The sequence below is a fragment of the Streptomyces sp. NBC_01689 genome (genome assembly GCF_036250675.1).
GTDB lineage: Bacteria > Actinomycetota > Actinomycetes > Streptomycetales > Streptomycetaceae > Streptomyces.
The window spans coordinates 513,209-525,040 of the sequence record NZ_CP109592.1 but is presented as its reverse complement, the minus strand read 5'-3'; the positions used below and the strand labels follow the sequence as shown (position 1 = coordinate 525,040).

Sequence of the window (11,832 nt, the reverse complement as noted above, 5' to 3'; positions counted from 1 at the left end):
GTCGCCTTGCCGTCGCCTTGCCGGCGCCGCCGACGAGAGGCGCAGGAGTGCGGTGGAGGCACCGAGGGCTCTTCGTTTTGCGGTGTCCATACCGGTCCCGTCCTCGTCGCGCCGCAGGCACGGGCTCCTTCGGTCCGGGACAGGTTCCTCCCACGGGCAGCCGACGTGACGTCCCGCACCGGGACGTCGAACGTCGCGGAGACCCGTGCCGGGGAGACGGCGCGCGGGCCTCGCGGCGCCGGCTTCTTCACGATTGACGGGAGTACGCCCGAACACCCCCATCGCTCCTCGGGGTTGGCCAAGACAGGCCATGAGGCCGGGAATCGCCGTCCGTTGCGGTGACCGCCATCTGGCGTTCACACCTGTCCCACTGCTCCGGTCGACCGTGCTTCCTAGCGTTCGTGAGTGCGCGCACCGCTGACCTGCCGCAGCCCCTGTCAGGTTCGGAGCGCTGCGGTCCGGTCGGTGTGCGACCGCACCCGACGACGCGAAAGGCCCCTGGAATGTCCGAAGAACCCAAGCAAACCAGAATCTCCCGTCGCAACGCGCTCGGCCTGTTCGGCGCGACGGTGTCCGGCGCGGCCGCCGGACCACTGGTCCTCGGCGCCGGAACCGCCGAGGCGATGCCGGCGAACTCGGAGGTCACCGGTCTCCGTACCGGCTCGGCCACCACCCCCGTCCAGGGCCTGCACCTGACCTTCGGCGCCGACCCGCGCAGCCAGATGGTCGTCTCGTGGGTCACCGACGCGGCCGTCAAGAACCCCCGGGTGGTCTACGGCACGCTGAGTGGCGGCTTCGGTTCCACCGTGCACGCGACGACGAAGACCTACGTGGACGGCGCCTCCGGGCGGACCGTCTGGGTCCATCACGCGCTGATCAGCAGGCTCAGGGCCGACACCGACTACCTGTACGCGGCCCAGCACGACGGCGCCACCCCCGACGCCGGCACCTTCCACACGGCGCCGTCCGGCAGAGCTCCGTTCACCTTCACCAGCTTCGGTGACCAGGGTGCGCCCAGTGTGACGTGGAAGACCGGAGCGAACCCGGCCGACGCCTCGGGCCGGGACTTCGAGCCCAACGCCACGCCGGCCGCTGCCGACATCGTCACCGGCATCGAGAAGGTCGGCCCGCTGTTCAACCTCCTCAACGGCGACCTCTGCTACGCCAACACCGGGCCGGACCGCGTCCGCGTCTGGCGCGACTTCCTCACCAACAACAGCCGCTCGGCGCGATTCCGCCCGTGGATGCCGGCCGCCGGCAACCACGAGATCGAGCTCGGCAACGGCAAGCTCGGTCTCGACGCGTACCAGACCTACTTCGAGCTGCCCTCGACCGAGACCCAGCCCGAACTCGACAACCTCTGGTACTCCTTCGCCGTCGGCTCGGTGAAGGTGATCGTCCTGCAGAACGACGAGATCGCCCTGCAGGAGGGCGGCGACATCTACATCAAGGGCTACTCGGGCGGTCGGCAGCTCGTCTGGCTGGAGAAGGAGCTCAAGTCGGCACGGGCTTCGAAGGACATCGACTGGATCGTCATCTGCATGCACCAGGTGATGATCAGCTCGGCGACCGCCGCGAACGGCGCCGACCTCGCGCTGCGCGCGGCGTACGGCCCGCTGTTCGACAAGTATGGCGTCGACCTGGTGCTCTGTGGCCACGAGCACGACTACGAGCGCTCGTTGGCGGTGCGCGGCGTGGTCCCCGGCAGCGTCACCCTCACGCCCAACCCGAGTCAGGCCGCGCTCGACGTGATCGAGAGCGAGCACGGCACCACGCACATGATCCTCGGCGGTGGCGGCGTGTCCGGCGTCACCAACAACAGCTTCACCAACGACGACGCGGACGGTCACGGGCACCACTCGGCCTACGTCCAGACGGAGCACGTCGGCAAGTTCAACTCGGTCAAGGAGAAGGAGACGGCGGTCTGGATCGGCGTCCGCGACGCGGAGCACCCGTACGGCTTCGCCGAGTTCTCCGTCGACCCGGGCCGTCACCCCGGTGACATGACCCGCATCCACGTCACCTACTACAACATCATCACGCCCACGGGTGAGCTGTCGGTCTTCGAGAAGTTCACGCTCCAACGCCGTCGCAGCGACGGCGGTCACGGTCACCACTGACCGACCGCGACCAGCGGCCACGGTCGGCGACGCCTGGGGCCGGGACGACGTCCCGGCCCCAGGCGTCGCCGACCAGGAGCCCATGACGTGTGGTGGCAAGCAGTCGGTCAGGGCGGGCCGGCCGGAGCGGCAGGCCGCCGCAGGGCCCGCCTGACATCGGTCACCCCCGCTCCGCTCCTGGGGCGGGCGTGACATGTGACGGCACCACGTGCGGCCGGTGCCCGGAATCCGTGGACGCGGCCCGGCGGACGTGCAGCACGCTCCCGTCCAGGGGCAGCGGCGTCCGGTCCACCAGAGTGAGACCCGCGTCGGCGAACAGGCGGGCGTAGTGGTCGGCACGACGCTCGCGGCCGCCGACATTGCACATCATGTGCAGGTCCCAGGCCGTGGCCAGCGAGGCCGAGCCGTCGGAGGGCAGGACGCGCTCGACGACGAGCAGGTCGGCGGTCTCGTGCATGGCGCGGGCGCAGTGGCGCAGGATCTCGCGGCAGCGGTCGTCGTCCCAGTCGTGCAGGACGCGGGACAGGACGTAGACGTCGCCACCCGGGGGCACGTCCGCGAAGTCGCCCGCGTGGAGCGTGCAACGCTCGCCGTGACCGGCCGCCCCGAGGAGGCGGCGCGCGGTCTCGACGGTGTGCGGGCGTTCCAGCAGGATGCCGTGCAGACGGGGGTGCGCGGAAAGGATTCGGCTGAGCAGTTCGCCGTTGCCTCCCGCGATGTCGACCACCGTGGCGCCCTCGGCCGCCGCCGTGAGGACGGGGTGGGCGGGCAGCGGGTCGAACATCCGCGCACCGGCCGCCATCGACAGGTCGAAGAGTCCGGCGAGTTCGGGGTCGCGGGCGAAGTGGTCGAAGTGGTTCTCGCCGAAGCGCCGTTCGAAGGCGACCTGGCCGGTGGGCACGGTGTGGTCGAGGCCCGCGAACGACTCGTAGAACGGTCCGCCGTACATCAGCGCCAGGGGCCGCATCGACCCCTCGGCGTCCGCGCGCAGCAGCCCGCCGGTCTCCGTGAGCCGGAACCCGTCGTGGTGCTCGCTCACCAGGCCGAGCATGGCGAGGTAGCGCAGCAACGTGGCCAGGTTGGGCGGGAAGGCACCGGCGGCACGGGCCAGTTGCGCGACCGGGACGCTCCGTTCGCCGTCCATCGCGTCGGCCACCTCCAGCCGTGCGAACGCGGCGAGAGCCTGTGTCGTCCACGCTCCGGTCAGCAGACGCAGCAGGCTCTCGGCGGGCTGACGCCTGCGGTGCTCGTCGAGATGCGCGGCGAGGACGTCGCGGTGGTCCCCGGGCACGTACAACTCCACGCGCCGGTACCCGGCCTTGGCTTCGGCGGACGCGGTGAAGTAGAAGACCGTGCCGTTCTCGTGGGGGTTGTAGCCGCCCCCGTCGGGGGCGGCGCCGTACCGTCGGAAGGCCGCGCACAGTCCGCGCAGCACCAGGGGGTCCGGTGCCTCGACCTCGAAGGCGACATGTGTCTCGTGCTGTCGCTCGCGCTCGTGCGCGGCGACGGCGGCGAGGTCCGAACCCGGTGGCACGGTCAGCGCGAACACCTCGACCGTCCGCCGCGCTCCGTCCGTGCACTCCACCGCCAGGCGGAGGATGCCGACGTCGAGTTCGGCCGCGCTTCGCCGGTGCCGTGCGGAGAGACGTTCCCGCACGACGACGCTGGGCTGCGGCGGTGCGTCCGCGACGATCCCGCAGCCGGCGAGCGTGGCATCCAGCGCCGCCGCGTCGGGCGGGAAGACGAGCAGCGCCGCGTGCGAGAACGCGCAGCGCTCCACCAGGGTCCGCAGCTCCGGGCCGTCGAGCCCGGGAAGCAGGAGCGGGAGCAGCGTGGCGGTGTCCTGCTCCTTGACGAAGTCGACCGTCGCGCGCAGGCGGGACGTGTCGCCCGACAATGCCGTGATCATCGCGGGGAGATCCTCATTCCGGGGTTCGGATGTACGCATGCGGTTGTCCGCACACGGATGTACGCGGTGCGGGGTTCGGGGAGAGGGGTTCGGGGGAGGGGCTATACGCCGACGTAGTGCTCGGCGAACCAGTCCTGCTGACTGCGCGAGGTGCGCAGCGAGGTGAGGCGGGCACGGCGCAGGGAGTTGTGGAACAGCGATTCGCCGTCCGCCCCGGACGGTCCGTGCAGCAGCCCGATCATCCAGTGCGAGAACTCCTGTGCGCGCCAGATGTGTGGCAGGCAACGGGCCGAGTACGTGTCGACCCCCTCGGAGTCGCCGGCGGTGAGGTCGTCGATCAGGGCGTGGGCCAGGACCGACGCTTCGAGGACCGCGAGATTGGCTCCCTTCGCGGCGGACGGGCTGATCAGGCCGGCGGCGTCACCCACGAGGAACAGCGCGCCGTGGCGCAGCGGTTCGAGCACGTCGGACTCCAGGTCCACGACGGAACGCTGCACGACGCGCCCGCGGCGCAGCGGGCCGTACTCCCGGGCCCGCATCCGCAGCTCCAGTTCGTCCCAGATGTACTCCTCGGACCACGCGTCGGCCGGAGTACCCCGCTCGCACTGGAGGTAGTAGCGGGTGATGTCGCTGGTGCGCGCCATGTGCCCGGCGAACCCGTGCTCGTGCGTCGCGTACCCGACGGCGTCCAGACTGGGCGGTGCCTCGGCGAGCAGGCCGAGCCAGGTCACGCCGTGATCGCGGTGGTGGCGGACCGTACCGGCCGGCAGGGAACGCCGGGCCGCGCCATGGCGCCCGTCGCAGCCGGCCACGTATCGCGCACGCCACAGGCCGGACCGCCCGTCGGCCTCCCGCACGTCCACCTCGGGCCGGTCGCTGTCGGCCGCGCGCACGGCCACGGCCTCGGTGCCGAAACGGATCCGGCCGCCGCGTTCCAGGTATCGCGCCAACAGGTCGGTCACCAGGTCCTGTTGGGGATACACGGTGTGTGGGTCGCCCTGGCCGAGTCCGCTGTAGTCCAGCCGGAACCGGCCGTCCTCGGTACGGAACTCACAGGTGCCGTGGGTCCGCCCGTGCCGGCGCAGCCCCTCGTCGAGACCGTGCCGTGCCAGGATCCGCACGGTGCCGGCCGCCAGGAATCCGGCACGGGCACGTGTCTGCACATGTGTGCGCTCGGCCCGCTCCAGGACGACGCAGTCGATACCCCGGTCCACGAGGATGTTGCCGAGCACGAGCCCCGCCGGCCCTGCTCCGAGGACGACCACATCGGTCGCGTGGTCGGCCCGCCGCCGACGGTTCGTGTCTGTCACGGAAACAGATACTAGGGAGGCCAAATTGCCTGGTCGCACCGAAATCACCTGAATGCGCGGCCCGAACGGCAAAGAGATCATCGCGCCTCGGGACACCGGGTTCGCGAGGGGGCCGACCGGGTCCACGGCCCTCGGGCGGGCGGGGAGAGAGGTGACACGTGTGAGCGCGGGTCGCCCGACGACGACTTCCTGGGTGTGTTCTTACGGCCCGGCGACGACGCGTCAGGCACCAAATACGCGGGCCGGTACCGAGCGCGCGGGCCGGTGTGGCACGCGAGAACCCGCGGTGTGTCGGGCCACGGTCCCTTTCAGGGCGGGTGTCGCCGCGATGCTCACCCGCAGGGTGCACGGACGCGGGGACTCTGTGCGGCCCGAACCGGGTTCACTCGCGGCGGAGTTGCGGTCGGCGACGGCGGACAGCGGGGTCCTCGTCGGCCCGCCCGGGACATGGGGGAGTGGCGTGACCTGCGTCCTGCCGTGGCCCCGGAGCACGAGGAGGCATCGGGACGGCCGGGTCACTTGTCTGTCAGTGCGACTCCGGATAGCGGGCGCGGCCGTTGGGCAGTTCACCCGCCGTGGAGTCCTCCAGCAGGGCGGTGTACTTCCGTGAGAGCTCCTCGTAGCGGTCGTCGGCGACCTCGGGCCGGCGCTTGCTCCGGGTCATGAGGTACAGAGCGACGGGCCCGGTGATCATCGAGACGACCGGGATCAGCCCCCACCACGGCATGAATCCTCCCCTGAGTGCGGCGCACGGAGATCGTCCGGCACTTCTCCCGGAGCGTATGCCCTGCCGGACCACCTGCCAAAACCACACACCCGTCGCCGGGTGTCTCCGGCCCGGGTATCCGCATCCGTAACGAGTTGTTTCATGCCAACCACTGGACGTGGTGTCCTGATCGAATCTAAGTTCCCCACTCGGCACCGCACTTGTACCCGCCACACATCCCCGGCGTGGGCCAAGTGCGTTGCTCTGCGATGCCTTTGGTGGACCACCCCACCCACCGTGCGACGTGAAAGGCTGTGGTGAAGACCGGTGCCCCCGCGCCCGACGGCGCCCTCCCTGAGCTGACGACCACCGCGGCAGCGGCCGGCGACCGACCCCGGTTCCTGGTGCTCGGCCTCCTGGCCATCACCGACGGCCATGAGACGGTCGTGCTGCAACCCTCCAAACCCGGTTCGCTGCTCGCCGCGTTACTCCTGCATCCCGGCGCCGTCGTCTCCGCCGACCTGCTCCAACGGGTGGTCTGGGGCACCCGGCCACCCGCGGGCGGCCGGTCGGCGCTGCACACCTGCGTGCTGCGGCTGCGCCGGCTGTTCGCGAAGTACGGCGTGGCCGACCACGCGATCGAGGCCGTCCCCGGCGGCTACCGGCTGCACGCCGACGCCGACACCCTCGACCTGCTCCGGTTCCGCGAGTTGCTGCAACGCGCCCGTGCCACCGACGATCCCGAGACCGCGCTGCTCCTCGCCCGGACCGCCCTGCGGCTCTGGAAGGGCCCGGTCCTCGGCAACGTCCACTCGGACGAACTCCATCGCGACCTGGTGCCCCGCCTGACCGAGGAGCGGCTCCTCGCCGTCGAGCGCGTCTTCGACGGCGAACTGCGCCTGGGACGGCACCGGGAGATGGTCGCCGACGCCCGCGAGGCGGTCCGCGCCGACCCCGGTCACGAGGGCCTGTCCGCCCTGCTGATCGAAGCCCTGTACCGCTCCGGCCGACGCGCCGAGGCGCTCGCCGAATACCGCAGGATCCACACGCACCTCACGTCGGAACTGGGTGTGGAACCCGGCCCCGCGCTGCGTGACCTGCACGGCGCCGTCCTGCGCGGGGAACCGACCGGCGCGGCCACCGGGGCCGGCGCCACGGGTGTCCCGCCGCCCGCCCCCGCGGCGTCGCCCGGACTCGGACGGGCCTCACCCCCGGCCCCGGGCACCCTGGTCCTGCGCGCCCTGGTCAACGCCGGGCTGCTGGAAGAGGATCCGTCCGGCCGCTACCGCGTCCACGACCTGCTCCGGCTGTTCGTCCAGGCGGCCGGTACCAGCCTCCCGACCGCCGCACCGCCCGACACGACGGACTCTCCCCCGCCGGCCACCGGCTGACCGTCGCTCCCCTGCACTTCGGAGGTTCACCCACCCCATGGCTCAGGCCCCCGCGTCCCACGAGGACATCGCTCAGTCCCGGCCCCGCATCCGCAGGGACGTCCTGTTCACCCGGACCCCGTCCGGAGTGCTTTTCCACAACGCCCACGGCGGGTTCAACGTCGTCACGCAGTCCGCGTACCGCTTCGCCACGCTGATCGTCCCCCACCTCGACGGCGAACGCCGGGTAGAGGAACTCTGTGCCGGCCTGGGGGACAAGCAGCGCGACATGGTGGTCCAACTCGTGCGCGCACTCTACGCGCGTGGTTTCGCCCGGGACGCCGGGCTCACCCCACCGGCGGACGCTTTGTCATCGCAGGTGATGAAACGTTTCTCCCATCAGCTCGACTACCTCGACCACTACGCGGACGACGCGCCCGGCCGCTTCCTGCGCTTCCGCTCCACCGCGGTCGCGGTCCTGGGCGACGACGCGGTGGCCCGGTGGGCGGCGCTCGGCCTGCTCCGCAACGGCTGCGCCGCCGTGGCCGTCACCGCACCGAACCCGCCGCACGACGTGCTGACCCGCGAGCTCCACGGTGTCGACGGCACCGACGATCTCGACGCGGAGGCCGCGGCCCTCACCGAAGCGGGCTGCGTCCCCCGCCTGGAACGCCTGCCCCCGCCCGCCGGGGTCTCGCCCGCGGGAGCCCCGCCCGCCGTGGGGGCCGGGTCGGAGGACAGTACGTACGGCTGGCAGGACCTCGACGGCTGGGACACCGTCCTGGTCACCGGCGCGAACGGGCGCCGTCAACTGCTCCGGCTGCTCGCCGAGGGCGTCCCCGCCGGCCGCCGCCTGCTGGGCACCTGGACGTTCGGCAACCGCGCCGTCGTCGGCCCGGTGATGACCGCGGATACTCCTGGCTGCTGGTGCTGCGCCGCCCTGCGGCTCGGTGCGGGCGCCGACGCCACCGACAGCGCGGACCTGTGGGCCTCGGTGGGCCCGGCGGCGCCGCTCGGCGCTCTCCCGCCCGGCCTCTCCGGCCCTCTCGCGGGCATGCTCGGCAACCTTCTCGCCTTCGAGGTGTTCCGCCTCGTGACCGGGGCGTTGCCCGCGGAGACCCGCAACCAGATCGTCGTCCAGGACCTCGACTCCCTCGATGTCCTGACCGAGCCGCTGCTGCCGCACCCTCACTGCCCGTACTGCGCGTCGGAGGACGGTGTCACCGCCGCGTGGGACACCCCCGCCACGGAGAACGCCGCAACGGTCGAACCCCGCCCGCTCCCGGGCGACTTGCTCCGCGCCCCCCACCCGGACGACGAGCTCACCGCGCCGCCCGCCGACGGAGCCGCCGACGAGGATGCCGCCAGGACGCTGCTCGCGGCCCTCGAGCGGCGCGACGTCCTCGTCCACGAACGGGCCGGTGTCTTCACCGCGTTCGCCGACGAGGACTGGGAGCAGACCCCGCTCAAGGTCAGTACCGTCCTCCTGGGCGTCGCGCCCGGCCGGAAGCGACGGATCTCCGCCGTCGACATCCACACCGTGGCCGGTGCCCGCCTCACCGCGCTGTTCCGCGCCGCCGAGGTCTACGCCGAACACGTCGTCCCGCCCCGCGTCCTCGACGCCTGGACACTGCGGGCCGCCATCGGCAGGTGGACGCGCGTCGCACCCGCCGAACTGACCGTCCGCAGCGGACTCGACGTCCCCTCCGACCAGGTCGCCCACTGGAGCGAAGCCGTCTCCCTGACCGACGGGCGGACCGTCCTGGTGCCCGCGGGCGCCGTCCGCACCCTCGGCGGCTGGAACGACCGGGGTCACTTCGAGCGGACCTCGGCGGGCACCGGCGCCGCCGGCAGCCCCCGGGCCGCGCTCACCCGTGCCCTGGGCACCGCGCTCGCCCTCGACGGTCTGCGCGGCGCCGTCCGCCGCCATGCCGCCCTGCCCGCCGTCGACCACTCCTCCGTGGCCGCCGCCGGTCCAGAGGCGCTCTTCCTGCTGCGCTCGGCCGAGAACCTCGGCACCACCGTGGAGATCCTGGACCTCACCGCCGCCGGCGGCGGTCTGCTGCCCGTCGCCCTGGCGCGCCTCACCGACCCGGAGACCGGGGCGGTGCGCTGGGCGACCGGCAGCGGCCTGCGGCACCGCGACGCCGTACTCGAGGCTCTGCGCGACCTGCTCGGCGCCGAGCAACTGCGCGCCGCCGCCGACGGGATCGACACCGGTGACCCGCTGTGGGCCGACCTCGACGCCTCCACCCTCGTCGCCGGCCCCGCCGCACCGCTTCCGGACACCGGCACCACCTGGGCCGCCGTGCTCGACGGTCTCGCCGCCGTCGGCCGGGACGCCTTCGCGGTACCGGTGCCCGCCCCGGACCTCGCGGCCGGCCACCTGCACGCGGTGCGCGTCCTGCTGACCCGCGGAGAGCACCGTGCCGACTGAGACCATGGCAGCGCCGCGCGACGAGGCCGCACCACGGGAACCCCGACCCCCGGGGCCGTGGGACGAGGTGTGCTCCGCACTGACCACGGCGCTCGCCGAGCGCGCGGCACGCCACCCCGGCACACCGCGGGCGGTGGTGACCCCGCTCGGTGTCCGCGACGAACTGCACGAACTGGACCAACAGGAAACGGAGTTCGGGCCCGGGGTCGTACCGGTCGGGTTGTACGGACACCATGCCGTGGTCGGCCCGCCGGCCGCGGACGGTGCCACGGGCTGTCCGAGGTGCCTGGCCCGCCGCTGGCAGTCGGTACGGGCCGGGCACCTGCGGGACGCCGTCGAGCGCGGCGAGGAGACCCGGGCGACCGGAACCCCGCCGTGGCGCGCCGACTTCGTGGCGGACACCCTGTCCGCCCTCGTCGCGGCGGCGGCCCGGCAACCGCGCCCAGGCCGCCACCCCTGGGTCTGGCTGCTGGACCTGGAGACGCTCCGCGTCGCCCGGTTCCCGCTGGTGTCGGACGGCGAGTGCCCGTCCTGCGGAACGTGCCCCGACGACACCGCCGAGGCCGCCAGGATCGCTCTGGACCCCGCCCCCAAGCACGCACCGGGCGGTTTCCGGCTGCGCCCGCTGCACGCGTACGACCTGCCGTTGGAGGCGTTCGCCAACCCGGTCACGGGGATGCTCGGACCGTCCGTCGTCCCCGACCTGACGTCCGCCTCGACCTCGTCCACCGTGGGCGCGTTCACCACCCGCTCGGGCGACTACCTGCGGGAGTGCTTCTGGGGCGGCCACACGGGGACGTACGGCACGAGCGTGCGGGTGGGACTGCTGGAGGGGCTCGAGCGGTACGCCGGGATGCGGGCCCGCGCCAAGCGGACCACGGTGACCGCGGCCTTCGACGACCTGGGCGACACGGCGGTCGACCCGCGGGTCACCGGTCTGTACTCCGACGCCTTCCACGCCGCCGAACCCGACGCGCCGCGCTTCGCCCCGGACCGCCCCGTGCGCTGGGTGTGGGGCTGGTCGCTGCGCGACGACCGGCCCGTGCTGGTGCCGGAGATCGTCGCCTACTACCACGCACCCGGTGGCGTGCGGCGGCGTTTCGTGCAGGAGAGCTCCAACGGCTGTGCGTCCGGGGGCAGTCCGACCGAGGCCGTCTACCACGGGCTGATGGAGACCGTCGAACGCGACGCGTTCCTGCTGGCCTGGTTCGGAAGGGCCCGACTGCCCGAGATCGACCCGTCGAGCAGCACCCGCCCGGCGACCCGCGCCATGGTCGACCGGCTGGCCATGTACGGCTACCGGGCACGGTTCTTCGACACCCGCGTCACCTTCCCCGTACCGGTCGTGACCGCGGTCGCCGAGCGCGTCGACGGCGGACCCGGACTGCTCTGCTTCGGCGCGGGCGCCTCCCTCGACCCCGAGGACGCGCTCGCCGGCGGCCTCTGCGAGATCGCCACCGACTCCGTCAACCTCCGCAGGCGCACCGCCCGCGAGGAGCGCCGACTGCGGCGCATGGCGGACGACTTCGGAGAGGTGCGCGTCCTGCACGATCACCCGCTCCTGTACGGGCTGCCCGAGATGGGCCGGTACACCGACTTCCTGCTGCGCGGCCGGGAGGAGTCGGACCGGGTACCGCTGAACTCACTGACCTCCGCGCCCGGCACCCCGCGGGCTGCCGCCGACCTGCGCGAGGACGTGGAGGCCTGCGTCGCCGCCGTGACAGCGCGCGGCTTCGACGTGGTGGTCGTCGACCAGACGGTCGTCGAACAGCGGTCACTGGGATTCCACACGGTCAAGGTGCTGGTGCCCGGTCTGATCCCCATCGACTTCGGCTGGAGCCGGCAGCGGGGGCCGCTGATGCCCAGGGCCCGCACCGCGTTGCGCGAGGCGGGACTCCGAACCGACGACCTGTCACCGGACGGCCTCAACCCGGCCCCGCACCCCTTCCCCTGACACCCGCACCACCCAACGACCGGCGC

At 72.7% G+C, this 11,832-nt stretch carries 7 protein-coding genes; 4 read left to right on the top strand and 3 right to left on the bottom strand.

Translation table 11 applies throughout. The features are described 5' to 3' along the window. Nucleotides 1-503: 503 nt before the first annotated feature. Nucleotides 504-2,120 (top strand): purple acid phosphatase family protein, encoded by a 1,617-nt coding sequence (locus OG776_RS01930; RefSeq protein WP_329318404.1) that lies wholly within the window; start codon nt 504-506, stop codon nt 2,118-2,120. Between the two features lie 160 nt (nt 2,121-2,280). Here the strand turns inward: OG776_RS01930 and OG776_RS01925 are convergent, their stop codons facing one another. The 3 genes from OG776_RS01925 to OG776_RS01915 form a co-directional block, all read right to left on the bottom strand. Next, complete coding sequence (locus OG776_RS01925) at nt 2,281-4,029, bottom strand: methyltransferase (protein ID WP_329318402.1); 1,749 nt, start codon at nt 4,027-4,029, stop codon at nt 2,281-2,283. Nucleotides 4,030-4,130: 101 nt separating this feature from the next. Beyond that, entirely contained in the window at nt 4,131-5,294 is a 1,164-nt protein-coding gene (locus OG776_RS01920; protein ID WP_329323628.1) for a 4-hydroxybenzoate 3-monooxygenase, read from the bottom strand. A gap of 571 nt (nt 5,295-5,865) precedes the next feature. Next, nucleotides 5,866-6,066 (bottom strand): hypothetical protein, encoded by a 201-nt coding sequence (locus OG776_RS01915; RefSeq protein ID WP_148014782.1) that lies wholly within the window; start codon nt 6,064-6,066, stop codon nt 5,866-5,868. A gap of 296 nt (nt 6,067-6,362) precedes the next feature. On the opposite strand from OG776_RS01915, the gene OG776_RS01910 reads away from it, so the two are divergent. Genes OG776_RS01910 through OG776_RS01900 form a run of 3 tightly spaced genes read left to right on the top strand, consistent with a single transcriptional unit; the run spans nt 6,363 to nt 11,806 of the window. Then, a complete protein-coding gene (locus tag OG776_RS01910; protein ID WP_329326312.1) occupies nt 6,363-7,436 on the top strand; it encodes an AfsR/SARP family transcriptional regulator in 1,074 nt (357 codons plus the stop codon). A gap of 37 nt (nt 7,437-7,473) precedes the next feature. Then, nucleotides 7,474-9,852, top strand: a complete 2,379-nt coding sequence (locus tag OG776_RS01905; RefSeq protein WP_329318397.1) for a TOMM precursor leader peptide-binding protein — start codon at nt 7,474-7,476, stop codon at nt 9,850-9,852. Continuing rightward, entirely contained in the window at nt 9,842-11,806 is a 1,965-nt protein-coding gene (locus OG776_RS01900) for a TOMM precursor leader peptide-binding protein (RefSeq protein ID WP_329326311.1), read from the top strand. The genes OG776_RS01905 and OG776_RS01900 overlap by 11 nt, the downstream gene beginning before the upstream one ends. Nucleotides 11,807-11,832 lie beyond the last annotated feature (26 nt).